This is a genomic window from Streptomyces camponoticapitis (assembly GCF_014646115.1).
In the GTDB taxonomy this organism is placed as follows: Bacteria; Actinomycetota; Actinomycetes; order Streptomycetales; family Streptomycetaceae; genus Streptomyces; species Streptomyces camponoticapitis.
Genome location: NZ_BMMV01000024.1, coordinates 101,600 through 125,900 on the forward strand (window position 1 = coordinate 101,600; position 24,301 = coordinate 125,900).

General features: G+C 71.0%; 18 protein-coding genes and 1 pseudogene. 9 read left to right on the forward strand and 10 right to left on the reverse strand.

Annotation, left to right across the window (positions count from 1 at the left end; genetic code table 11):
* Position 1: 1 nt before the first annotated feature.
* From tap to IEY79_RS29665, 5 genes are all read right to left on the reverse strand, one after another.
* Positions 2 to 2,149, reverse strand: a complete 2,148-nt coding sequence (gene tap, locus IEY79_RS29645; RefSeq protein ID WP_189110706.1) for a telomere-associated protein Tap — start codon at positions 2,147 to 2,149, stop codon at positions 2 to 4.
* A gap of 109 nt (positions 2,150 to 2,258) precedes the next feature.
* Positions 2,259 to 3,704, reverse strand: coding sequence for a GH1 family beta-glucosidase (locus IEY79_RS29650; RefSeq protein ID WP_229701227.1), 1,446 nt, complete (start codon positions 3,702 to 3,704; stop codon positions 2,259 to 2,261).
* Positions 3,705 to 3,879: 175 nt separating this feature from the next.
* Complete coding sequence (locus IEY79_RS29655) at positions 3,880 to 4,809, reverse strand: carbohydrate ABC transporter permease (protein ID WP_189110707.1); 930 nt, start codon at positions 4,807 to 4,809, stop codon at positions 3,880 to 3,882.
* Between the two features lie 19 nt (positions 4,810 to 4,828).
* A complete protein-coding gene (locus IEY79_RS29660) occupies positions 4,829 to 5,902 on the reverse strand; it encodes a carbohydrate ABC transporter permease (RefSeq protein WP_189110708.1) in 1,074 nt (357 codons plus the stop codon).
* Between the two features lie 120 nt (positions 5,903 to 6,022).
* Positions 6,023 to 7,387: an extracellular solute-binding protein gene (locus tag IEY79_RS29665; protein ID WP_189110709.1), complete on the reverse strand. Its 1,365-nt coding sequence runs from the start codon at positions 7,385 to 7,387 to the stop codon at positions 6,023 to 6,025.
* 273 nt (positions 7,388 to 7,660) lie between these two features.
* Here IEY79_RS29665 and IEY79_RS29670 point away from each other — a divergent pair, with 273 nt between their 5' ends.
* The 4 genes from IEY79_RS29670 to IEY79_RS29685 all read left to right on the forward strand — a co-directional run bounded on the left by IEY79_RS29670 (position 7,661) and on the right by IEY79_RS29685 (position 11,756).
* Positions 7,661 to 8,689, forward strand: coding sequence for a LacI family DNA-binding transcriptional regulator (locus tag IEY79_RS29670; RefSeq protein WP_189110710.1), 1,029 nt, complete (start codon positions 7,661 to 7,663; stop codon positions 8,687 to 8,689).
* 203 nt (positions 8,690 to 8,892) lie between these two features.
* On the forward strand, positions 8,893 to 10,131 hold the full coding sequence (gene manD, locus IEY79_RS29675; protein ID WP_189110711.1) for a D-mannonate dehydratase ManD: 1,239 nt from the start codon (positions 8,893 to 8,895) through the stop codon (positions 10,129 to 10,131).
* 68 nt (positions 10,132 to 10,199) lie between these two features.
* Positions 10,200 to 11,039 carry an alpha/beta fold hydrolase gene (locus IEY79_RS29680; RefSeq protein WP_189110712.1) on the forward strand — a complete coding sequence of 280 codons (840 nt, stop codon included), beginning with the start codon at positions 10,200 to 10,202 and terminating at the stop codon, positions 11,037 to 11,039.
* 87 nt (positions 11,040 to 11,126) lie between these two features.
* Positions 11,127 to 11,756, forward strand: a complete 630-nt coding sequence (locus IEY79_RS29685; protein ID WP_189110741.1) for a histidine phosphatase family protein — start codon at positions 11,127 to 11,129, stop codon at positions 11,754 to 11,756.
* Positions 11,757 to 11,778: 22 nt separating this feature from the next.
* Here IEY79_RS29685 and IEY79_RS29690 read toward each other — a convergent pair whose 3' ends face one another.
* From IEY79_RS29690 to IEY79_RS29705, 4 genes are all read right to left on the reverse strand, one after another.
* On the reverse strand, positions 11,779 to 12,318 hold the full coding sequence (locus IEY79_RS29690; RefSeq protein ID WP_189110713.1) for an AAA family ATPase: 540 nt from the start codon (positions 12,316 to 12,318) through the stop codon (positions 11,779 to 11,781).
* Positions 12,315 to 16,685 carry a HEAT repeat domain-containing protein gene (locus tag IEY79_RS29695; protein WP_189110714.1) on the reverse strand — a complete coding sequence of 1,457 codons (4,371 nt, stop codon included), beginning with the start codon at positions 16,683 to 16,685 and terminating at the stop codon, positions 12,315 to 12,317. Before IEY79_RS29695 ends, IEY79_RS29690 begins: the two co-directional genes overlap by 4 nt.
* Before the next feature lie 84 nt (positions 16,686 to 16,769).
* Positions 16,770 to 17,141, reverse strand: coding sequence for a DUF952 domain-containing protein (locus IEY79_RS29700; RefSeq protein ID WP_189110715.1), 372 nt, complete (start codon positions 17,139 to 17,141; stop codon positions 16,770 to 16,772).
* Between the two features lie 105 nt (positions 17,142 to 17,246).
* Positions 17,247 to 18,239, reverse strand: a complete 993-nt coding sequence (locus IEY79_RS29705; protein WP_189110716.1) for a phosphotransferase — start codon at positions 18,237 to 18,239, stop codon at positions 17,247 to 17,249.
* A 458-nt stretch (positions 18,240 to 18,697) separates the two neighbouring features.
* On the opposite strand from IEY79_RS29705, the gene IEY79_RS29710 reads away from it, so the two are divergent.
* From IEY79_RS29710 to IEY79_RS29720, 3 genes and pseudogenes are all read left to right on the forward strand, one after another.
* Positions 18,698 to 19,903, forward strand: coding sequence for a Cmx/CmrA family chloramphenicol efflux MFS transporter (locus tag IEY79_RS29710; protein WP_189110717.1), 1,206 nt, complete (start codon positions 18,698 to 18,700; stop codon positions 19,901 to 19,903).
* Positions 19,904 to 20,000: 97 nt separating this feature from the next.
* Positions 20,001 to 20,153: pseudogene (locus IEY79_RS37590) on the forward strand (sigma factor); the annotation flags it as partial.
* Positions 20,154 to 20,477: 324 nt separating this feature from the next.
* Positions 20,478 to 21,200: a Clp protease N-terminal domain-containing protein gene (locus IEY79_RS29720; RefSeq protein ID WP_189110719.1), complete on the forward strand. Its 723-nt coding sequence runs from the start codon at positions 20,478 to 20,480 to the stop codon at positions 21,198 to 21,200.
* 100 nt (positions 21,201 to 21,300) lie between these two features.
* On the opposite strand, the gene IEY79_RS29725 is transcribed toward IEY79_RS29720, so the two are convergent.
* Positions 21,301 to 22,359: a glutathione S-transferase family protein gene (locus IEY79_RS29725; protein ID WP_189110720.1), complete on the reverse strand. Its 1,059-nt coding sequence runs from the start codon at positions 22,357 to 22,359 to the stop codon at positions 21,301 to 21,303.
* Positions 22,360 to 22,840: 481 nt separating this feature from the next.
* On the opposite strand from IEY79_RS29725, the gene IEY79_RS29730 reads away from it, so the two are divergent.
* Positions 22,841 to 23,356, forward strand: a complete 516-nt coding sequence (locus IEY79_RS29730; RefSeq protein ID WP_189110721.1) for a lytic polysaccharide monooxygenase auxiliary activity family 9 protein — start codon at positions 22,841 to 22,843, stop codon at positions 23,354 to 23,356.
* A gap of 225 nt (positions 23,357 to 23,581) precedes the next feature.
* A partial coding sequence (locus IEY79_RS29735; protein ID WP_189110722.1) for a chitinase occupies positions 23,582 to 24,301 on the forward strand: 720 nt, incomplete at its 3' end.

Below are 24,301 nucleotides of genomic sequence, written 5' to 3' on the forward strand. Positions count from 1 at the left end.
CTCACTCCCCCTCGGCGACGGCATCGACGCCGTCCTTGATGTGCCGGGCCGGATTGAGGCCCTCGTCCAGCAACTGGGCCGCCCAGAGAAGCGGCTTGGTGCCTTCGTGCTTGACCATGCCGGGGCTGACGCCGAGCCGGAACGTGCCCGGAGCCGGCCGGCCTTCGGAGGTGCGCGGCAGGAGGCCGAGCGGGCCGGGACTGTCGGACAGGAAGACGACACCGTCCGAGAGCAGGGCGATCGGCAGGAGCGCGTCGTCGGCGAAGTGCAGACGGCCGGGGGGCAGCGGTACGGACTGGCTGGCGACAGCGGTCCTGAGGAGTTTGCGGTGCGTGTTGACGCGCGCGGCGGCGATGACGGCGGCGCGGATGTCGGGCCGCCAGGTGGGCCGTTCGAGAGCGGGCCAGCGCTCCCCGGGCCGGTACGCGGCGCCCTGCGGGCGCTCGCGGAGTTTGCCGATACCGCCCTTGACCGTCGACTTGATCGCGGCGAGGACTGCGGCCAGGGCGGGGTCGGACGCCTTGTGGTTCTCCATCGCGGCGAGGAAGGCGTGCTCGTCCAGGTCGGCGGTGACGCCCAGTTCGGCCATCGTCGTCTTGTAGGCGTCGGCGAGACGCCTGTACCAGGGGTCCAGATACGGGCCGTTCTCCGGGCGCACCCACGCTTCGAGGGGGCGCGGGGTGACGGGCAGGCCGTAGGTGGTGACCAGTTCGTGCGCGTACGCGACCGTCGGCGTGGCGTACCAGGCCGGTCCGGTGGGGCGGCTGCCGCGCGGAGTGAACGGTGACGGCAGGCGGGGGTCCATCTCGATGCCCGACAGATCGATCAGCCAACTGCCCGGCAGCGACTTGTCGAAGTCGGGCGCGGCGAGGTGGACGGGCTCGCCGAGGCCGACGGGCAGCCGGTTCGCCGCGGCGAGGAAGGCGGTGTTCACGTCGATGCCGACCGCGTACTTCCTGGCGCACTCGGCGTCGGTGAGCAGCTGCGGATCGCGGATCCAGTCGTGGGCCTCCTCCTCGATGATCTCGTCCGGAGTGCGCGAGTGGCCGCGCGCGTACAGCGCGGCGACGACGGGATGCTCGTCCGGCGCCTCGGGCGGCGCGGGGTCCACGGCCCGGGTGAGGGAGCCGGGCACCGGGCCGGCCACCCAGGTGCCGCTCGCCGCGTCCTTCACCGGCCGGGTGGGCGGGCGCAGGGCGGTCATCAGTTCAAGTCCGGAGACGGCGGTGGAGCCGCAGGGGGTGATGACCCGCGCGGCGTACGTGCCGAGTACGTGGGCCAGTTCGGCGGGCGGCAGGGTCGCGGAGCCCGACCAGCTGCGGGGGTCGAGCGCGTCCCACGGGAGGACGGCCAGTTGCACGCACTGGCGGCGTCCTTCGCGGGCCGGGCGGTAGACACGGGCCCACGGGCCGAAGCCCCGCTTCGTCAGCGTCCACTTGGCTCTGGCGATCTGCTTGTTGACCTTGTGGTCGTCGGGCAGCCGCAGTCCGCGCCGGTCTTCGAGTACGGAGGGCAGGCCGAGGCGCAGGGCGGCCGACTCGGTGAGAACGATCAGCGGGTCGGAGTCCCTGCCGTTGCGGTGCAGTCGGGGCGCGCCGAGCCGGGCGTCGGTGAGGGCCCATTCGACGAGCGCGGGGATGTCCTTGGCGGGGCATTCCAGGACGAGGCCGCCGACGCAGTAGGCGTTGCCGTCGCCGTCGAGCACGGCGAGGGGTCCGTTGGCGAACTGCGGGTCGGGAGCGTCGAGTTGGGCGGCGGGGGCAGCGGCCTCGCGCGACGCGCGCTTCCGCGGTGCGGGCCTCGGGGGACCCGACCGCCGCTCGGCGGGCGCCGGAGCCGGTGCCGAAGCGGCAGCCGGCTCCGTCTCCGGCTCCTCGACCGTCCCCCTCGCCGGCTCCGCGGGCGCCAGTTGCGCCGCGATGCCCTCCAGGAGCTTCGCGTACGCGGCGCGCGTGGCGCCCTGCGGTTCGCTGCGGCCCGTCTCCCACCCCGCTACCGTCGTACGGGTCACGTCGAGGGCCGCGGCGACCTCGGCCCGCGTGAGGCCGTAGTCGCCGCGCAGCCTCGCCCGTTCCGCCGGTTCCGGCAGATGTGTAGGGCGCGGCCCCGCCTTGAGCAGGGCGTCGACGGGGTCGGGCTTCCTGGGCATCCGGCACTCGCTCCTTCGCGCGTCAGCCCTGGTCGACGCAGGTGGTGCGGTGCCGTGGGGCGATGACGATCCGGTACATGAACCGGATCGTAGCGCGCGTACGGAGGTTCTACCGTCCGTCGCTCATCGCCTCCGGCGGGGTGAGTGGGGACAGACTGCCGCTGCGGGTGAGTTTGGCGTACCAGTGGGCGCTCGTCTTGGGGATCCGCCGCTGGGTCGCGTAGTCCACGTACACCGTACCGAAGCGCCTGCTGTAGCCGTACCCCCACTCGTAGTTGTCGAGCAGCGACCACAGGAAGTAGCCCCGGACGTCGGCTCCCGACTCGATCGCGCTGTGCACCGCGGCGAGGTGGTCGCGCAGATAGTCGATCCGCTCCGGGTCGTGGACCTCGCCGTCGGGGTTGGCGTAGTCGTCGAACGCCGCGCCGTTCTCGGTGATCATCACCGGCAGTTCCGGGTGGTCCCGCCGTACCCGCATCAGCAGTTCGTACAGGCCGTCCGGGTCGATCGTCCAGCCCATGGCGGTCCGGGGGCCGGGCGTCTGGTGGAAGGCGACGTTGTCGGCGGCCGGCCACGGGCTGTGGTCGCTCGCGCCGTGTCCGTCCGAACGGTGGGCGGGCGGTCCCTCGTGGTGGGAGACGAGCGTGGGCGAGTAGTAGTTGACGCCGAGGAAGTCCAGCGGCCGGTTGATGAGCGCGGTGTCGCCGTCCTGGACGAAGGACCAGTCGGTGAGGGACGCGGTGTCGGCCAGGACGTCCTCGGGGTACGCGCCGTCGAGCATCGGTCCGGTGAAGACGCGGTTGGCGAGTCCGTCGATCCGGCGGGCCGCGTCCACGTCGGCCGCGCTGTCGGTCAGGGGCCGTACATGGTGGAGGTTGAGCGTCACGGAGAGCCGGGCGTCCTCCGGGAGCCGGTCGCGCAGGACCTGGACCGCGAGTCCGTGGCCGAGGTTGAGGTGGTGCGCGGCGCGCAGGGCGTCGACGGGGTCCGTGCGGCCGGGGGCGTGGACGCCGGAGCCGTAACCCAGGAAGGCGCTGCACCAGGGCTCGTTCAGCGTGGTCCACGTCTTGACGCGGTCGCCGAGCGCGTCGGCGACGAGGGCCGCGTACTCGGCGAAGAGCTCAGCCGTACGGCGCTCCGGCCAGCCGCCCGCGTCCTCCAGATGCTGCGGAAGGTCCCAGTGGTAGAGGGTGACGACCGGTTCGATGCCCTTGGCGAGCAGGTCGTCGGTGAGACGACGGTAGAAGTCGAGCCCTTCTTGGGACGCGGGTCCGGTGCCGGTGGGCTGTACGCGCGGCCAGGAGACGGAGAAGCGGTACGCGCCGACGCCGAGGTCGGCCATGAGGGCGGTGTCCTCGCGCCAGCGGTTGTAGTGGTCGGCGGCGATGTCGCCGGTGTCGCCGTTGCGGACCTTGCCCGGGGTACGGGAGTAGACGTCCCAGATGGAGGGGGTGCGGCCGGCTTCCCGTGCGGCGCCTTCGATCTGGTAGGCGGCTGTCGCGGTGCCCCAGAGGAACTCGGGCGGAAAGACTCGTACGGAGGGGGATGTGGCCACGGGGGTCCCTTTCAGGAGTTGAACTGTGTGCCGTGTGCAGGGAGTTGGGCTTCGCGCCCGCGCGTTGTCGCGCGGAGGTGTGCGGGCGCAGGGGACAGGGGCCCGAGACGCGCGCTCGGGCCCTGGGGGGGGGGAACAGCCGGGAGCCGGGACCGCGGGAAGCGGCGGGCAGAGGTCAGCCCTTGACCGCTCCCTGCATGATCCCGCCGACTATCTGGCGGCCGAAGACGATGAACATCGCCAGCAGCGGCAGGGTGCCCAGCAGGGCCCCCGCCATGATCACGGACTGGTCGCGCACATAGCCCGCGCTGAGCTGGGTGAGGGCGACGGGAACGGTGGGGTTGGTCATGTCGAGTGCGATGAACGGCCAGAAGAAGTCGTTCCACGCGTGCACGAACGTGATCATGAACAGGACGGCCATGGGCGGCCGGGCGATCGGCAGCACGATGCTCCAGAAGATACGGAGCGAGTGCGCGCCGTCCAGGCGCCCCGCCTCGATGAGTTCGTCGGGCAGCGCCTCCTTGAGGTACTGCCGCATGAAGAACACCCCCACCGCGCTGACCAGCGTCGGGAAGATGACCGACGGAAGCGTCTGCCCCCACCCCAGCTCGGCCATCATCATGAACAGCGGTACGACTCCGAGCTGCGGCGGCACCAGCATGGTCCCGATGACCAGCAGCAGCAGGAGATTGCGCCCCCTGAAGCGCAGCTTGGCGAAGGCGAAGCCCGCCAGGGTGGCGAAGAAGACCGTGGACAGCGCGATGGCGCCCGCGACGATCAGGCTGTTCAGCATCGCCTTGCCCATCGCCGCGTCCTGCCAGGCGATCCCGAGGTTCTTGAGCAGGTTCGGCCCCGGCAGGAAGGGAGGCGGGGTCTGCGCGACGCGGGTGTTGTCGGTGGATGCGGCGACCACCGTCCAGTACAGCGGGAAGAGGGAGATGAGCGCGGCGATGCCGAGCAGGATGTAGGCGAGTGGTCCGGCGTGGTGCGTGCGGCCGGCGCCGGGGCGCAGCGCGCGGCGGAACCGGAAGCGGCCGGAGGGCGGCGGGGACTCCGGGGCCCGCTCGCGCGCGTCCGCCAGGACGGGTGCGGTGTCGATGGTCATTGCGGCTGCTGCTCCCTGGTCAGGACGTGGCGGACGGCGTGGATTCGGCCTTCTTCTGCGGAGCCGCGGCAGCCCGTGCCGGTCGGCGCGCCTTGAATCCGGTGACGACTCGCTGGAGGACGAAGACGAGGACCAGGATCAGGAACATCGCCCAGGCGATCGTCGCGGCACGGCCCATCTGGTAGTTCTTCCAGCCCTCTTCGTAGAGGAGCAGTCCGAGCGTCTGGTACTGGTTGTCGGCTCCCCCGCTGATGCCGTTCGGCCCCTGGCCGAAGATCAGCGGCTCGCCGAAGAGCTGGGTCGCGCCGATCGTGGACAGCACGATGGTGAAGACGATCGTGGCGCTGATGCCGGGGACGGTGACCTGGCGGAACTGCTGCCAGCGGGACGCGCCGTCGATGGCCGCCGCCTCGTACAGATCCCTCGGTATCGCCTGCATCGCGGCCAGATAGAGCAGCGCGTTGTAGCCGGTCCAGCGCCAGATGACGATGGCGGAGATGGCGAACTGGGCGGGCCATTTCTGGTTCTCCCAGTCGACGTTCTCGATCCCGAAGAAGCTCAGACCCCAGTTGATCATGCCGAAGTCGCGCTCGAAGAGCATGGTGAAGACGAGAGCGGCGGCGGCGATCGAGGTGGCGTACGGGGTGAGGACCGCGACCCGGAAGAACGTCGAGCCACGGAGCCGGTAGTTGAGGAGATGCGCGAGACCCAGCGCCATCAGGAGCTGCGGGACGGTGGAGATGACGCCGATGGTGAAGGTGTTGGTCAGCGCGTTCCAGAACCGGTCGTCGTCGATGAGCTCCGTGAAGTTGGCGAGTCCTCGCCACTCCATCATGTCCATGGTGGACAGCTCGACGCGGTGCAGCGAGATCCAGAAGGTGTAGATCAGCGGGTAGAGGCCGAAGGCCCCGAAGATCAGGAAGAACGGGGCGATGAAGGCGTACGGCACCGCGCGCACGTCCAGCCGGTGCAGGATGTTGCGTCGCGACTGGCCGGCGGCTCCGTCGCGGCCGGCGCCGCCCTTCCCGGCGGAGCCGTCCGGGGGCGGGGGCGGCTGCCCGTCGGTGCGGGCTGCCGGGGTGGAGGTGGCCACGCGGGCGTCCTTCCTCGATGTCTGTGTGGGGCGGTTCGGTGGAGCGGGGATGCGCGAGGGGGGCGCGTCCCGGCGGCCGGGCCGGTCAGGTGACACCGGCCGCCGGGACTGCCCCGCCGGTCAGCGGGTGGCCTTCTCGATGCGTTCGTCGGTCGTCTTCCACGCCTGGTCGGGGCTCTTGCCCTGGGCCTCGATCAGCTGAAGGCCGGCCGAGAACGCGTCCTTGATCGTGCCGTCCTTGCGTCCGAGGACCTGCTCGTCCGGGATCTCCTTCGCCGCTGCGCCGAAGATCTGGCCGATCGGCGCGTCGCTGAAGTACTCGGACTTGCCGTTGGCCACGGCCGGGATGTCGAGCGCGGTCTTCGAGGAGGGGAAGTTGCCGAGCTTCTCGAAGATGTACGCCTGCTGTTCAGGCGCGGTCAGCCAGGCGATGAGGTCGGTGGCCTCCTTCTTCACCGGGCTGTTCTCCATCACCCCGAGGAACGCGCCGCCCCAGTTGGCTCCCTTGGGCGCCTTGGCGACGTCCCACTTGCCCTTGTTCGCGGGTCCCGCCTTCTCGCTGATGTGGGCGAGCATCCAGGCGGGACAGACGGTCGTGGCGAACGTGCTGTTGGCCAGTCCCGGGTCCCAGCCCGGCTGGAACTGCCGGAGCTTGGCGGTCAGTCCGGACTCGGCGGCGTCCGCCGCCAGCGCCCAGGCGTCCTTGACCACGGGGTTGTCCTTGTAGATGAGCTTGCCGCTCTTGTCGTAGAACTGCTGCTCGTCGCCGTAGATCATCGCGTTGAACAGTCCGCTGGAACTGTCCATGAAGGCGAGCTTCTTGTTCTTGGTGCCCGTCTTGAAGTCCCTGCCGACGTCGACGTACTTGGACCAGTCGCCCGCCCACAGCTTCTCGACCTCGGCGCGCTCGGTCGGCAGGCCCGCCTGCTCGAACAGGTCCTTGCGGTAGCAGACCGCCATCGGACCGATGTCCGTGCCGAGTCCGAGCAGCTTGCCGTCCTTGGTGGTGACCTGGCTGGACTTCCACGGCAGGTAGTGGTCGAGACCGGGCGTCTTCGACAGGTCGGCGAACTTGTCCGACCGGGTGTCGACCAGTTCCTTGGCCCGGCCTATCTCTATGCCCTGGATGTCCTTGAGGCCGCTGCCCGCGGCCAGGTGCGTCTGGAGCGCCGTGTAGTACGTCTGCTCGTCGCCGGCCACGTCGGCCTCGATGAGGATGTCGGGATTCTCCTCCATGTACCGGTCGAGGAGCCCGGCCTCCTTGAACCCCATGACACCGAAGAGGCCCACGCTGATGACGGTCTTGCCGTCCTTCGTCTTCGCCTCGCCCGTGTCGCCGCCGCCTCCGCAACCGGCCACGAGCACGAGCGAGAGACCGGCCGCCGCGACGGTGGCGAGCGAGGGGAAGCGGTTCGGGGAACGGGGCGGGACACGGGTCGGGAGAGCGGAGAGAACGGATCCGAAGCGATGACGGGCGGTGCCCATGTGCTTCCTCCTTGCGGGGCGCTCGACGCGCCGAAAAGTGACTCGGTGAACACACCGGACGCGGGCCCGTCGTCCGGCGAAAGACAGAGTGGGAGCGCTCCCAGTCGGTTGTGGAAGACTCTGCGGAGTACGTCGCACCGTGTCAAGAGTTGAAGACATTTCCGTTGCCCGGAGATGTCCGGCACCGAGCAGGGCGGAACGGTGTGTCACGGGCCAAGTGCCCTGGGCAGGCAGGAACCGGTCCGCCCTCGGGGGCAGAAGTCAGGAGAAGCGATGAGCAGCCGTAAACACCAAGGTCAGCGGCCAACTCTTGAAGCCGTCGCCGAGCTGGCGGGGGTGGGCCGCGGGACCGTTTCGCGCGTCGTCAACGGTTCGCCCGGCGTCAGCGCGAAGGCCCGCGCCGCGGTCGAGACGGCCATCTCGCAGCTGAACTACATACCCAACCCGGCCGCGCGCAGCCTGGTCACCAGCCGGACGGACTGCGTCGCGCTCGTGATCCCCGAGTCGGAGAGCCGGCTGGCCGCGGAGCCGTACTTCTCCGCCGTGATCCGCGGCGTGAGTACGGAACTGGCCGACACCGAGATGCAGTTGCTGCTCATCCTGGTACGCGACCGGCGCGAACTCGACCGGCTGACGCGCTTCGCGGCGGCCCGCCGGGTGGACGGCGTCCTGCTGGTGTCGATCCACGACGACGACCCGCTGCCGGGCCTGCTCGAAGAGATGCGGATGCCGACGGTCCTCGCGGGCCGGCGCTCGCCCGAGGAGTCCCTGAGCCATGTCCACTCCGACAACGTCGGCGGCGCCGCGACGGCCGTACGGCATCTGATCGACGGTGGGCGCGCCACGATCGCGACGATCACCGGACCGCTCGACATGGACGTCGGCAACAGCAGGCTCCGGGGCTGGCGCGAGGCCCTGGCGGAGCGGGGCATGCCCGTGGACGAACGCCTGGTCGCGGTCTCGGACTTCACCGAGGAGGGCGGGCGTACGGCGATGCGCGACCTGCTCGACCGCGTCCCCGGCATCGACGCCGTCTTCGCCGCGTCGGACGTGATGGCCGTGGGCGCGCTGACCGAACTGCGCGAGCGGGGACGCCGGGTGCCCGACGACGTGGCGGTGATCGGTTTCGACGACTCGGTCATCGCCCGGCACACGACTCCGGCGCTGACGAGCGTGCGCCAGCCCATCGAGGCGATCGGCCGCTCGATGACGAGGCTGCTCCTGGAGGAGATCGCGGAGCCCACGACGGCCCACCAGCAGCTCGTCCTGCCAACGACGCTGATCGTGCGCGACTCCGCGTGACGGGGCGGCGGGGCGAGCCCGGTGGCCGGCCGCCGGGGCCGAGCGATCACGACGACCGGGCCCCGGTGGGCCGGGGCCGGCGGGACTCGGAGCCGTAAAAGATGGAAGGTTCTCGCCCTGTGTCCTCCGTGGCCTCCGTACCCTCCACGAGCCGAAACCTACTGTGTCCGCCGCCCGTCCGTCGTCCGAGGAGAGCTCCGCCCATGAAGATCCAGTCCGTGGAGACCGTCGTCACCAGCCCCGGCCGCAACTTCGTGACCCTGCGTGTGACCACGTCCGAGGGGGTCGTCGGGCTCGGCGACGCCACCCTCAACGGCCGCGAGCTGGCCGTCGACGCCTACCTGCGTGAGCACATCACCCCTCTCCTGCTCGGCCGCGACGCGGGCGCGATCGAGGACACCTGGCAGTACCTGTACCGGGGCGCCTACTGGCGGCGCGGCCCCGTCACCATGGCCGCGGTCGCCGCCGTCGACATGGCCCTGTGGGACATCAAGGCGAAGACCGCGGGGATGCCGCTCTACCAACTGCTCGGCGGGCGCAGCCGGCGCGGGGCGCTGGCCTACGGGCACGCGGCGGGCCGCGACGTCCCCGAGCTGCTGGACTCGGTGCGCGCCGTTCTGGCGGAGGGCTACCGCGCGGTCCGGATCCAGACAGGCGTGCCCGGCCTGGACGCCGTGTACGGGGTGGACGGCGGCGACGCCGCGACCGGCGTCGGACTCCGCGGCGGCGGGAACGGGGCGGCGGGCGACCACCCGCTGCCGTTCGAGGAGGTGTGGGACACGGCCGCCTATCTCCGGCACATACCGACGGTCTTCGAGGCCGTGCGCCACGAGTTCGGCCCCGGGCTTCCCCTGCTCCACGACGGCCACCACCGCATGACCCCGATCGAGGCCGCGCGGCTCGGCAAGTCCCTCGAACCCTACGGCCTGTTCTGGCTGGAGGACTGCACACCGGCGGAGGACCAGGCGGCGCTGCGGCTCGTACGGCAGCACACCACGACCCCGCTGGCCGTCGGCGAGGTCTTCAATCACGTCAACGACTACACGACGCTGCTCGGTGAACGGCTGATCGATTACGTACGTTCGGCGGTCACCCACGCCGGAGGCATCACGGCGATGCGCAAACTCCTCGATCTGGCGGCGGTCCACGGTGCCAAGTCCGGGATCCACGGTCCGGCCGACATCTCGCCGGTGGGTATGGCGGCGGCGATCCATCTCGACGTGGCGATCCACAACTTCGGTATCCAGGAGTACACCCGGCACTCGGCCGACACACTGGAGGTCTTCCGCCCCTCGTACATCTTCGACGACGGACTGCTGAATCCTTCGGAGGCGCCGGGTCTCGGCGTCGAGCTGGATCTGGAGGCGGCCGCCCGCTTCCCGTACTCCCCCGCGTATCTGCCGGTGAACCGGCTGCTCGACGGCACGGTGCACGACTGGTGAGCGCGCGGAGCTGACCGGCCGCGGAAACCCGGTTGCCGCTGGTCCGCGCCGCTGACAGGGTCTCCGCGATGCCTACCTACTCCGCACCTGACACCACACAGCTCGCCTACCACGTGTTCGGCGAGGGCCCTCCCCTGGTCTGCCTGCCCGGCGGGCCGATTCAGTCCTCCGACTACCTCGGTGAGCTGGGCGGGCTCTCGGCGCACCGGCAGCTGATCATGCCGGATCCTCGTGGCGCGGGCGGGTCGGCCGTTCCCGCGGACTCCGCGTCGTACCGGTGCGACCGGCTCGTGGACGACGTGGAGGCCCTGCGCGAGCATCTCGGCCTCGACCGGATGGACCTGCTGGGTCACTCCAGTGGCGTGAATCTGGCGGCGCTGTACGTGGCCCGCCACCCGGAACGCGTCGGCAGGCTCGCGCTCATCACACCGAGTGTCCGGGCGGTCGGTATCCCGATCCCGGGCGAAGTGCGGCGCGAGACGGTACGGCCCCGCCACGACGAGCCGTGGTTCCCCGAGGCGTACGCGGCGCTGGAGGCGATCACCGAGGGCCGTGCGACCGCCGACACCTGGCAGGCCATCACCCCTTTCTCGTACGGCCGTTGGGACGAAGAGGCCCAGACCTACGAGAGCGCCGGGAAGGCGCAGCGCAACGACGAGGCCGCGGGTGTCTTCGCCGGAGAGGGCGCTTTCGACCCGGAGTCCACGCGCGAGGCGCTCGGCCGGTTCGAGCGGCCGGTGCTGCTGCTCGCGGGCGAGGTCGATCCGGGAGCCCCGCCGGTCGTGGCGGCCGAGTTCGCGGGGCTGTTCCCGAACGCCGAACTCGTCGTCCAGCCGGGCGCGGGGCACTTCCCGTGGCGCGACGACCCCGGGCGGTTCATGGCGGCGACGTCGGCGTTCCTGGCCTGAGGGCGGACCGGAACCGGGTGGGGAGGGCCGCGCGTCCGTCCGGGCATGCACAAGATCACGAACGACGCCGGAGTCACGCCCACACCCATGCCGGCCAGGGCCACGCGCTACCTCTACCTGGTACGGCACGGTGAGGCATCGGCCGACGAGAGCGACCTGACGGAGAACGGGCGGCGCCAGGCCGTCCTGCTCGGCGAGCGGCTGCGGGACAGCCCGCTCTCGGCGATCCATCACGGTCCGCTGCCGCGGGCGGAACGGACGGCCCGGCTGGTCCGCGACCAACTGGCCCAGCCGCAGTGCGAGTTGTCGCCCTCGGACGCGGCCGGCGACTACATCCCGTACGTGCCCGACGAGCGGGAGCTACCGCCCGCCTCGGCGGCCGCGATGCTGGAGCGCCTGGCGGGGTTTCCCGCCGAGGAGCGCGGGCGCGGACCGGAGTTGGCACGGTCGGCGCTCGCGCGGTTCACCGGGCCTGTGAAGGGTGACGAACCCGTCCACGAACTGCTGGTGACCCACAACTTCCTCGTCGGCTGGCTCGTACGGGACGCGCTCGACGCCCCGCCCTGGCGGTGGATGGGGCTCAACCACTGCAACGCGGCGCTGACGGTGATCCGGTACTCGCCCGAGCGGCCGTCTTCCGTGCTGCTCTACAACGACATGGGCCATCTGCCCGCCGCACTTCGCTGGACGGGATTCCCGGCCGGACCGCACTTCTGAACCGGCGCCGGACACCGGCGTCTCAGACGGCGACGCCGACCTGCTTCAGCACGTCGTCCGCCAGCTCCGCCGTCGGCCGCTCGCCGTCCAGGAAGACGGTCCCGGCGGGCATGGTGTCCGCCGCCGCCACACAGCGCACCACCCTCTCCATGACCCAGGCGAGACCGGCGGCCTCGGCCTCCGGGTCGTGCGGTGGGACCGCCCGGGCCCTGAGGCGACGCTCCAGCACGTCTGTCGGGACCTTGAGGAAGAAGTGGTGCATGGTGACCTCGGCGGCGGCGAGCGCGCCGAAGACCTCGCTCATGTAGAGCGGGTGCACGAGCGTCATCGGCACCAGGACCGGCCGCTCGTACTCCTTGAGCAGCCCCAGCGCCAGCGAGACCAACTGGCTCCGCCACAGGGGCAGATCCTGGAAGTCCCCGGTGGGGTCGTCCACGATCTCCCGCAGGAGGAGGCCTACCTGCTCCGGGTCGTACACCAGCGCGTCGGGCCAACGGCTGTGCAGCTCCGCGACCAGGGTCGTCTTGCCCGCGCCGAAAGAGCCGTTCACCCAGACGATCATGTCGTTCTCTCCTCTTCGATTGCCGTGATCCGGTCGAGCACGGACGTGTAGACGCACCGCCTGTCGGGCCGTGCGTGGTCCGCCGTGTGCCGGAGCGCGGGGATCACCCGCCGGCCCAGGTGCTGGAGACCGTCGGCCGCCGCACCGCGTACGGCCGGGTGGGGATGGTCGAGCAGGGCCACGATCGCGGGGACGGCGGGCTCCCAGCCGGCATGGGTGAGGGTGCGGACCGCCGAGCGCACCACGTCCGGCTGTGGATCGTCCAGCAGCGTCGACGTGTGGTCCAGGAAGGTCGCGCGGTCGAGCAGCGCTCGGGAGGTCCGGTGGGCGTGCAGGCGGACGCGAGGCCGGGGGTGGTGCAGCAACTCGCCTATCAGAGCGCGCAGTTCGGGGTCGTCGGGGGTTGCCGGGCCGGAGTTTTCCTCAGCCAGACGGGTGAGCGCCCGGCGTATCTGGTCGGGGCCGCCGGTACGGGCCACGTGCAGCAGCTCCTCGCGGGAAGGCCCCTCGGTGACTCCCGCGGGCTCCGTCAACCGCGCCTGTGCGTTCGTGTGGTGACGGTCGGCGGCCGGGTCGAGCAGCGGTCCTTCGACCAGGACGAGGCTGTCGGCGACACGGTCCCGGCCCTCGGCGCGCAGACGGCGGCGGATCTCTGTCAGCTCGGGGGTGCGGAGCAGCGTACGACCGGCGAGCAGGTCCAGGAACCCCCACGCGCCCGCCAGGACGCGGTCGCCGAGGATCACGGCGAGGGTATCCGCCGGGACGGCGGCCAGGACGGGGCGAACCAGTTCCGGGGCCTGACGCCACCGCTCCAGCAGCAGGGGTACGAGCGGTTCCAGCGCGGACGGGTCGAGGCGTACGGCGAGCCGGGCCAGCCGCTCGTACCGGATCTCTCCGCCGACCGGTTCCGTCTCCTCCAGCAGGGCGGCGAGCGCTCCCACCGGTAGGGCGTCGGCCGGTATGTCGATGTCGACGTCACCGCGGAGGTACGTACGCAGAACCGCCGAACGGACCTCGGGATCGGGCCACTTGAGCAGCACGAGAGCCGCGGTGCGACGCCGGCCGGGGTCGGACGCGCCGAGCATGTCGAGCAGGCGCGCGCGCAGGGCCGCCGAACGTGGCTGGTCCAGATCGTCCGGGCGCACCGTCCGGTTCGGTCTCCCGGTGGTCGAAGCGTCGACGTCGGTCTCCGCGAGGGTCCAGGGCGGCGCGTCCAGTGGCTGGAGTGCTTGCATCCGGTCGAGCAGGGCGGACCGGGCCGCGGGAGCGGCCGTCGGATACGAGTCCGCCAACGCGTGGAGCCGCGCACGGGAGCCGGGCGTGGAGGGGGGTACGTCCGGGAGACCGAACGCCTCGCGCAGTACGGCTCCCTCGGCCCGCGCGCTGGCCGCCGCCGCGAGCGCCTGGTCCAGGTCGGCGCGCACCAGTACAGCGCCGCAGACGCGCAGCAGGCGCAGCGTCGGCGCGGGCGCCGTGCCGGGCAGCGCGCGTACGGTGGCGACGACCGCCCGCTTCTCCACCGTGGGCAGGGTGGGGGCAAGCTCTTCGAGTACGGAGACGAGATCCAGCCCGTCGTCAGCGGAAGTCGCCTCGTCCGTAAGGCACATGAGCAGGAGCCCCACGTACCGCGCGTAGGTTCTCCGTTCGGCGTCGGAGAGCCGGTTCGCGCGGATTCGGACCGCCACCCTGACCAGTCGCACGCGCGTGTCGGACATGGCGTCCGGCAGCGAGCCGGCGAGCGCGAGCCAGTCCGCGCAGGTCGGCCGCAGCCCGTACAGCGAGTGACGCGGAGGCAGTTCCGTTCGTCCGGCGATCCGCAACGCGAGGGCGGGCCGCCAGCCTCCGGTCGCCAGTGCGTCGATGTCGGAGAGCGCCGCCCCGCCCCGGTCGCACTCGCCCAGCAGCCGGCGGGCGCGCGGCTCCTGCGCACGGTCCAGAGCGGCACGCAGTGTCGCCTCGTGGGCGGCACCGAGGATGGACCGCAGCGCCTCGACGAGTGCGGTTCTGAAGCCTGGATTGTCGTGCCGGGCAAGCCAGTTGAGGAGCTGAGGCACCGCGGCCGCGGTGCCCGCCCGGGCCAGCGCTCCCGCCGCGGTCTTCTTGACGTTCATGTTCGGGTGGTCGAGGCAGGCGGCGATCGCGCCGGACGCCCAGCGGGCGCGTGCGTGGCCGAGGGCGAGCAGCGCCTGGCGTACGGTCTGGATGTCGTCGGCCGTCGTCAGGGTGATCAGGCTCGCCGAGAGCGCTTGGGCGTCGTCGCCGTCGGTGTCCTGGGCGAGCAGCGCGATCACGTGTTTGCGCACGTGGGGGCTTCGATGGCGCAGGAGCCGGTGCACCCGGGGCCGGGTGTGCGGATACGGGATCCTGGTCAGCAGTTCGAGGAGGATCACCCGCTCGTCGTCGGTCGGCCCGGGGCGGTCGAGCAGGTCGAGGACGATGGTCGCGGCGAGCGCGTCGCCTGCCGCGTCCGCGTCGGTGGCGTCGAGCAGACAGACCGGCCGGATCCTGCGGCGGGCATGGAGCCGTCGGCCCAACTCCCGTACGGCTTCGAGGACTTCACCCGGCACAACGCTCTCCCCGCCGCCCGGTCCGTCCGGCTTCGGCAGGGTGGTGCCTCGCTCGGCCAACACCCGCTCCCCCAGGACGAGTTCGGCCACCACGTCCAGGAGCAGATCGGCGATGACGGGGATCGTGCTCGCGCCGCCGTGGGCGGCGAGCCCGCACAGCGCCCTCACCGGATCGGCCCGGTCCACGCGGGCGGCCAGGAGCGCGAGTTCGGCCTCGTCGGGACCGCCGAGATCGGCGGCGATCCGCGCGGGCAGGTCGGCGGGGTCGAGACGTAGGAGGAGGTCTCGGCGCTCCGCCGCGTCCTCGGTGAGCTGCCAGAGCAGCTCAAGTGCCCGATGGCGTACGGCGCGCAGGTGGGGTGCGATGACACCCTCGCCGTCCGCCGCCGTGAGGCCGAGTCCTTCGCGCAGCGCGGCGACGGTCCGCCGTCCCCCGATCGCCTCCAGGGCGTCGAGAGCGGCTGCGGGTTCGGTCCCAAGCCGCGTCAGCACCGCGTCTTCGGCGGATGTGTGCCGCAGCGCGCGCAGCGCGTCGAGGAACGGCCGAGGGGCCGAAGTGACCTTCAGCGCACGGGTGATGGCGTCGCCCACCGGCACTTCACCGGACTCACCCGTGCCCTGTCCGGCCAGCGCGACCAGCAGGGCGAGGCGGCGCGGCCAGTGCGGATCGTCCGCGGGGGCGCCGGTCAGCAGCCGGAACATGTCATGCCGGCAGGTGAACAGGATGGTGGCGACATCGCGCGGTGCGATGGCGTGGTCGGCCAGCGCGAGTGCGAGCACGGCGCGGACGTCGGGGCCGGTCACGAAGTGTCCGCGCCGGTGGAGCCCGCGCAGACAGGCGACGGCGGCCCCGCCGAAGAGCAGGGGGTCGCGCCTGGCGACGGCCGTGAGCTCACCGACGTCGTCGCGTGTCGCGAGTGGGCCGAGCAGTTCCAGGGCGCGGCGCCGCAGCCCGGGCGGCAGGTCGGGGTCGTCGACGGCCTGCCGCAGTACGCCGCCGTGGCCGTACCGGGCGAGTGTGGTGAGCGCGGCTTCGGCCACCTCGGGTCGTACGGTCGCTTCGGCGGCGGTCAGCAGGGCGGACACGGCGGAGACGCGACCGGGCGGCAGGGGCTCCAACACCGCCCAGGGCTCGGCGAGTTCGGTCAGCGCGCCGACGACGGTCCCGGGCGCCGCGGCCACGTCGAGCAGGCGTGACAGATGGGCCCGTACGAGCGCGGCCGACACGGCTCCCGTGTGCAGACCTTCCCGGGCCAGCCTCAGCGACTCGCCCATGAGCACCGGATCGCCGCTGTCCAGCAGTTCCGCGAGCAGTTGACGCGGCCGGAGGGCTCCCGCTGTGCCCGTCTTGCGTACGGCCTGGTAGAGCAGCTCGCCCGCGGGCTCTCTGCGGACAGTGGTGGGGTCGTTGGCGATCTCGGCGCGCAGCCAGGCGATCCGCACGCGTACGGGGAGCCCGGCGGTGCGCCACTCCGGGACCCGGCCCGCGATGGCGTAGGGCTTCGGCGCGTACGGCCCGAGCCGTGCGTACAACTCCGCCAGGACCAGCGCGTCCTCCGCCGCCCAGAGCCCGGCGGCCGACAGTGCCGTGGGCAGCAGAGCGCCGAGTTCGGCTGGCTCACCGCTGGCGGCCCGCTCTCCGAGGAGCGCCAGCCCCAGCGACCGTACGGCCGCGTTCCGGTGCCCGAGGAGCCGCTCGAAGACGTCGGGCGGGCAGAGGGCCGCGTCCACGAGAACGGACAGTCGACGCACGTCGGCCCGCCGGAGCGCGTCGTCGAAGGCTTCGTCCACTGGCATCATCGGGATCGATCCTAGGTTCCGCGTCGACCGCCCCACCAGGAAGTTTCGGCGGGCGCCGGGAACGGGCCCCGACGTCGGCCGCCGTCAGCGCGTGGCGGAACCGTCCCGCGCGACCAGGGCCCAGCGCTCGCCTTCCCGACCGGGGACGACGTCCATGACCTGGACCACGGCGTCCCGGTTGAGGGGTCCCCTCAGCCGGGCCATCCGGAATCCGGGGCGCTGGGCGAGTGGTGACTGGGCGGGCGGTGCCACCCGGTCGACCGGGACGTCGACCCTTGTCTCGTCGATGGCCAGGACGACTCCTGCCGTGTCCTGGTTGAAGCGCGCGACCGCCAGGAGCACCGCCTCCTCGGTCGGGGAGCAGTGGACGGAGCCGTCGCGTGCCAGTGACGGCGGCGCGTAGGGCAGATCCGGGTCGGCCAGCCAGTTTTCCAGCACCGCGAAGTGATAGAGCATGAGGTGGTTATAGCCGCCCGGACGGGACCGGTACGTCCGCACGCCGCCGCACTCACCGGAACGGACCACCGTGGCGGGGCGTGACAGCACGGCCCGCCACCGCGGCTACGCCCCTGTCGCGAGGCCCTCCACCGTGCCGGTCAGTGCCTGCCACGCCTGTTCGATGTCCGGGGTCCGGCCGTGCGGGCCACGGAGCAGGCCGAGGAATTCGGCCGTGTCGTTGAGGGCCCAGCGGAGGCGGTAGAGCGCCAGTGCCGATGGATCCGGCGTCCGGCCGCCCGCCTCCTCGTACCGCAGGAGATCGTCCGGCCCCTCCGCCACCAGCCAGAGGTCCCGCTCGGGTACCGCGAGGCCCACCGTGTCCCAGTCGAGCAGCAGTCGCCGCTCCCCCGCCCGCAGCACATTTCCGGGGTGCGGCTCGCCGTGCGTGATGACGGGCCGGGCGCCGCGGTCCCTCAACTCCCCGGCGAGCCGGTCGAATTCGTCGAGCCGGCGGCGCAGGGCGGTGGCGTGGTCAGCGAGCAGTCGCCGGGCGGGCTCGGCGTACGGTCCGAAGCCGTCCCAGGGGCTGCCCGTCTCCCGAAGAGCGACCTCCAGTTGAGGGCGGGTCGCGAAGTCGGGCGGCAGCACGCGGGCCGGGGCCGGTGGGGGCGTCCGGTGGAGCGTGGCGAGCAGGTCCATCATCAGGCCACGGTCGTGCGGGGTGAGGGTGTCGCCGAAGTGGCCGGGCGTGCCGGGGACGAGGGGGAACACGCTGACCGCGTGCCCGGTCCCCAGCCTTCGTACCGTCTCGTCGGCGGTCCGCGCGGGCGCCACGACGAAGTCCAGGCCGTGCGGTTCGGAGTCCCGCAGGGCGACGGCGGTGTCCATGGCGTCCCGCAGACCGTGGAAGGCTGCCTCGGTCCCCTCCCCGTACCAGCTCTTCCACGTCAGATCGGCCACGGTCACGAACCACTCGCGCCCGCGCGTGTCGGTGGCTGTCCAGTGGTAGTCCCCGTATCCGACAGGTGCGTACTCCCAGGTGACGGGGTCGATCCCCCACGCGCCCAGCGCGTGTCGTACCTCGGAGTCCTCGATACCGGCCGGCCGCTCTTCCATGCCGCTGACGGTAGTGGCCCGCCGCCGTACGCCGCACATCGTTATTCGGGTGGAGAGCGCGGGGGCGCGGCTGGTAGTTTGCCGATCATGACCAGCCCCGAGGCCGACAGACTCTAGCCACCGGTCGCCCGGTGGCTGATCCGCCGTCGAGTCGACGCCGTACGACCGTGTGAGTCGTGGGTGAGCGCTCGGTACGGCTGTTGCCGCCGGTCCACCGTCGTGTGGGCCGTCTCTGAACGCCGGCACTCGCCGAGTTCCGCGATTCAGCGTCTTCTGATCCCGTCCGGTCCGTCCTGGCCGCCCTTCGGTGAACTCACCGAGCGTGCCCGACGGTCGGCGGATCTCCGCCGCGTCGCCCCGCGCCGTGACGCACCGTCATGCCGTCGTACGGGCGCGGCCCACCTCCCCCAGATCATCTGACACCTCGTCAATTCATCTGTCTCCCATGAGGTTTCTTCATGCCATTCGCTGTCTACGTGCTCGGGCTCGCCGTCTTCGCCCAGGGCACCTCCGAGTTCATGCTGTCCGGGCTCGTCTCGGGCATCGCCGAGGATCTGCAGGTGTCCATCCCCGCCGCCGGGCTTCTGACCTCGGCGTTCGCCGTGGGGATGGTGATCGGCGCGCCGTTGATGGCGCTCTTCAGCCGTAAGTGGCCGCGCCGCCGCGCACTGCTGATCTTCCTGACCGCCTTCGTGGCCGCACATGTCGTCGGTGCCGTCACGCCGAGTTACGAGGTGCTGCTCGCGACCCGGATCGTCGGGGCGCTGGCCAACGCGGGATTCTGGGCGGTCGCCCTGGTCGCCGCGATCGCGATGGTCGAGCCGGCGGCGCGGGCGCGCGCGACGTCGGTCGTGGTCGGCGGTGTCACCGTCGCCTGTGTGGTGGGCGTGCCCGCCGGGGCGCTGCTGGGTGAGCACCTGGGGTGGCGGGCGGCGTTCCGGGCGGTGGCTCTCGTGTCGCTGCCGGCGCTCGTCGCGATCATGACGTCCGTGCCGGACGACCGGCCCCCGACGACCACGAGTTCTCCGGTCGGGGGCACCGAAACCCCCACCGTACGGGCGGAGTTGCGCTCCCTCACCGGCCGGGGCGTGCTGCTCACGCTGCTGACGATGGCGCTCGTCCAGGGCGCGACGTTCGGCGCCTTCTCCTACCTCGAACCGCTGGCCACCCGTGTCACCGGGCTCGGCGACGGATGGGTGCCCGCCCTGCTGGCGCTGTTCGGTGTGGGGTCGCTCGTCGGCGTCACTGTTTCCGGCCGTGTCGGCGACGCGCGGCGGGGCACGTTCGTCCTGGCCGGCATGGTGTCTCTCGCGCTCGGCTGGGCCGCGCTGGCGCTGGGCGCGGCGAGCCCGGTGGCGGTGGTCGCGCTGGTCCTCGTCCAGGGGATGCTCGCGTTCGGCACCGGCTCGGCGATGATCTCCCAGGTGTTCCAACTGGCCCCCGGCGCACCGACCCTGGCCGGTTCCTTCGCGACGGCGGCCTTCAACATCGGCGCGGCGGCCGGTCCCTGGCTCGGCGGGCTCACCATCGACGCGGGCCTCGGCTTCCGCTCACCGGTATGGGTGAGCGCGGCGCTGATGGCTCTCGCTCTGGGCATGGCCGGAGTCAGGCGTCTCGTGCGCTCGCCACGCCTCACGAAACCCACGGTCTCGGTGGAAGGCTAGACCCAGGATCGCGGGCAGCCGCTCGTCACATCCGCCGGCTCCCACACGTCAACACGGAGAGAGAACCCACTGACGGGTCGGGTCGAGAGGTACGGCGATGGACGACAACGAATTCCCGGCGCGGCGCTTCGAGGCGCACCGCACCCATCTGCGGGCGGTGGCCTGTCGGATGCCCGGTTCGCTGAGCGAGGCGGACGACGCGGTCCAGGAGGCGTGGTTCAAGCTGCACCGCTCCGACACGAGCGAGGTGTGTACGGCTGCCCGATCCGATCATCAGCGGCACCTCTCCGTACGGTCCGCCCGCCGGGCAGGCGCCTCCTGGTCGCAGATCGGCGCGGCCCTGGGCACCAGCAAGCAGGCGGCCTGGGAGGCGCACAACCGGTGGATCGACGAGCAGGCGCAGGAACCCAGTGCCGGGCACTGGGGCTGGGACGCGGACGAGGTGGCGGCCGCACGCGCGCTCGCCGGCGATCCGGACGGCTCGTAGCACCAACGAGGCACTCGCGGCCCACCCCTGCCCCTCACATGTCAACAGCGAGTTGACACTCGACCACTGTCAACTTACGGTTGACGCATGACGCATCCCATCCGGCTCGACGATCTGATCGACGCCATCAAGAAGGTTCACACCGACGCTCTCGACCAGCTCTCCGACGCGGTCATCGCCGCGGATCATCTCGGCGACGTGGCAGATCACCTGATCGGTCACTTCGTGGATCAGGCACGACGTTCCGGCGCCTCCTGGACGGACATCGGCCGCAGCATGGGGGTCACCCGGCAGGCAGCCCAGAAGCGGTTCGTCGCGAAGGCCCAGGACGAGGGGACCGATCTCGACGCGAGCCAGGGGTTCAGCCGCTTCACCGACCGGGCCAGGAAGGTGGTGATGGCCTCCCAGGAGGAGTCCCGCGCCGCCGGCAACGACCAGATCCGGCCGGAGCACCTCGCACTCGGCCTGCTGAGCGAGCCCAAGGGAATCGGCGCGCTGGCCATCTTCGCGCAGGGCGTGACCGCGGAAGCCCTGCGCGAGACGGTCGAGGCCGTCCTGCCCCCGGCCGTCGCGGAGGTGCCCGACCTCATTCCGTACGACGCGGCCGGGAAGAAGGCCCTGGAACTCACCTTCCGCGAGGCCCTGCGCCTGGGGCACAACTACATCGGGACCGAGCACATCCTGCTCGCCCTGCTCGAACAGGAGGACGGCAAGGGGGTGCTCAGCGGGCTCGGCATCGACAAGCCGGCCACCGAGTCCTATGTCGCCGAGGCACTGACCGCGATCGTCGCGGCCCAGGAAGACGCCTGATCCGATCCGGCACCGGCTGTTCCCGCCCGGCGTTCCCGAGCGGTACGTCCCGGCTCCGGCGCGCCTCCTCGCGAGCGCGCCGGGGCCCGCGGCGTAACCCTCAGGGCCGTCCGGCCTCCGGGACTTCTTCGTCCGCCGGCACCGGACCGGGCGGGGTGCCGTCGCCGAAGGGGCGGCCACCGAGCTCCTCGCGGTGGTGCGGTGTCAGCCAGCCGGAGAGATCAGGTCCCAGCGGGACGATGCCGGTGGGATTCACGCCGAGGTGCACCTTGTAGTAGTGCCGCTTGATGTGGTCGAAGTCGACCGTGTCACCGAAGCCCGGCGTCTGATAGAGGTCCTTGACGTACGCCTGGAGCACCGGGTCCTCGGTCAGTTTGTTGCGATTGCACTTGAAGTGCCCGTGGTAGACGGCGTCGAAGCGCACCAGTGTCGTGAACAGCCTGATGTCGGCGTCGGTGATGGTGTCCCCCACCAGATACCGCTGACCGGCCAGCCGCTCCGACACCAGGTCGAGCCGGCGGAAGACATCGCGGTACGCGCGCTCGTAGTCACTCTGCTTCGCGGCGAAACCGGCCCGGTACACACCGTTGTTGACGTCGAGGTAGATGCCCTCCATCACCTCGTCGATCTCGTCCCGCAGCGGCTCCGGATACAGGTCGGGCGCGCCGGGGCGGTGCAGAGCCGTCCACTCGGTGGCGAAGTCGAGCGTGATCCGCTGGTAGTCGTTGGTGACGAGCTTCCCGCTCGGTACGTCCACGATCGCCGGCACGCTGACACCACCGGGGTACTCCGTCTCACGCGCGTCGTACGCCTCGCTGAGGAAGCGGATGCCCAGTACCGGGTCCCGGTCGTCGGGGTCGAGGGTGAAGCGCCAACTGCGCTCGTCCTGGATCGGGTCGGCGATGGCCAGCGAGAGCGCGCCCTCCAGGCCTAGCAGCCGCCGTGAGACAAGCGCGCGGCTCGCCCAGGGGCACGCGCGGCTCACCACCAGCCGGTAGCGGCCCGCCTCCACCGGCCAGCCGTCCCGGCCGTCGGCGGTGATGCGGTCGGCGAAGTGGCTCCTGGAACGCTTGAAGGGCTTCTTGCCGTACGCCGCGTTCCCTTCCCTGCCCGTGGTGTCCGTGCCCTTGGCTTCCGTGGCGCCGGTCGCGTCGCTCATGGCCGTCCTCCTTCCGCTCTCCCCACACTCTTCTCCACGCTGTCCAGCATGCGCGGAAACACACCTGTGGGCACCGTCGGCGTGCGGGAACCGTCACCGTCCGTCCCGGATGGCGCAACCGGGGCAGATGCGGGTCTGTCACAGCAACGCCTGCGCGCGATGACGCACTGTGACCAACACGTCGTGTGCCCGCCCGCGAGAGTCGCCCCTTCACCCGCCCGACCGGCCGGGACCGTGCCCCACCAAGGTCCAACTGATCGTTCACACAGGACTCTTGACGTGAACGCGGCGGCCTGTATGGTCTAGGCCAAGTGGTAAAGACCTTTGCCGAATGCACGCGCCAATCAGTGCTTTCGGAAAAGGCCGCCCGCCACCGCCCTTCGCGCCTCTTGGCCCCACACCTGAGAGGCCCGCCCGCACCGTACTCATGTCCCCCCACGGACTCGTACGGCACGGGAAGACCTGATGTGAAGGAGTACGCATGCATTCGAAGAGGAAGATGGCCGTCGCCCTCGGTGCGGTGATCGCGCCGATCGTCGCGATAAGCCTTCCCGCGGGTTCCGCGAGCGCCCACGGCTATATCTCGGACCCGCCGAGCAGGCAGGCCCAGTGTGCCGCCGGAACCGTCAGCTGCGGTGACATCAAGTACGAGCCCCAGAGCGTCGAAGGCCCCAAGGGCCTGACCAGTTGCAGCGGCGGGAATTCCCGCTTCGGCGAGCTGGACGACGACAACAAGGGCTGGGCGGTGACGCCGATCGGATCCAGCCAGAACTTCAACTGGAAGATCACCGCGCGACACGCCACCAGTACATGGCAGTACTTCGTCGGCGGCCAGAAGGTCGCGGAATTCAACGACGGCGGCGCACAGCCCGGCGCGACGGTCACCCACAACGTGAACTTCGGCGGCATCACCGGCAAGCAGAAGGTTCTCGCGGTCTGGAACATCGCGGACACGGTGAACGCGTTCTACACGTGCATCGACGTGAACATCGGCTGACGAATTCTTCCGCGGGGCCGGTAACCACGATCCCTCCGCCGAAGAAGCGCTGACCGCCGAGGTTCCCCCGGTGCTCCTCCCTGTGCCGGACGGTGCCCGACCCCCGCGCCGGTGAGCCCCTGATCTGCGAGATCCATGAGAAGGGGCTCACCGGTGCCGCTCGACCAACCCCCCACACATCAGGGCCGCGGCGTGTTCCCGAGGCCCTTCCAAGGAGTGAATCCCTTGCGCAAGCGCCTTATCGGCCTGTTCGCCGCGACCGCGTCGGCCGCCGCTCTCTCCCTGACGTCGCTCGCCCCTCTCTCGTCCGCCGCGGAGAAGGGCGCCGCCGACTTCATCGTCAGCGAGTCGCAGTTCAACCAGATGTTCCCGAACAAGAATCCCTTCTACACCTACGGCGGGCTGAACGCCGCGCTGAGCGCCTACCCGGGATTCACGGGAACGGGCAGTGACACCGTACGCAAGCAGGAAGCCGCGGCATTCCTGGCGAACGTCAGTCACGAGACCGGTGGACTTGTCCATGTGGTCGAGCAGAACACCGCCAACTACCCGCACTACTGCGACGCCTCACAGCCTTACGGCTGCCCGGCCGGCACCGACAAGTATTACGGCCGCGGACCGATCCAGCTCAGCTGGAACTTCAACTACAAGGCGGCGGGCGACGCATTGGGCATTGATCTGCTCAACAATCCCGACCTCGTGCAGAACGATTCCGCCGTCGCGTGGAAGACCGGCCTCTGGTACTGGAACACCCAGAGCGGTCCCGGCACCATGACCCCCCACAACGCGATGGTGAACGGCGCCGGTTTCGGTGAGACCATCCGCAGCATCAACGGCAGTATCGAGTGCAACGGCGGAAACCCCGCCCAGGTGCAGAGCCGAATCGACAAGTACACCCAATTCACCGGAATCCTCGGTGTGGAGCCGGGTGGCAACCTCAGCTGC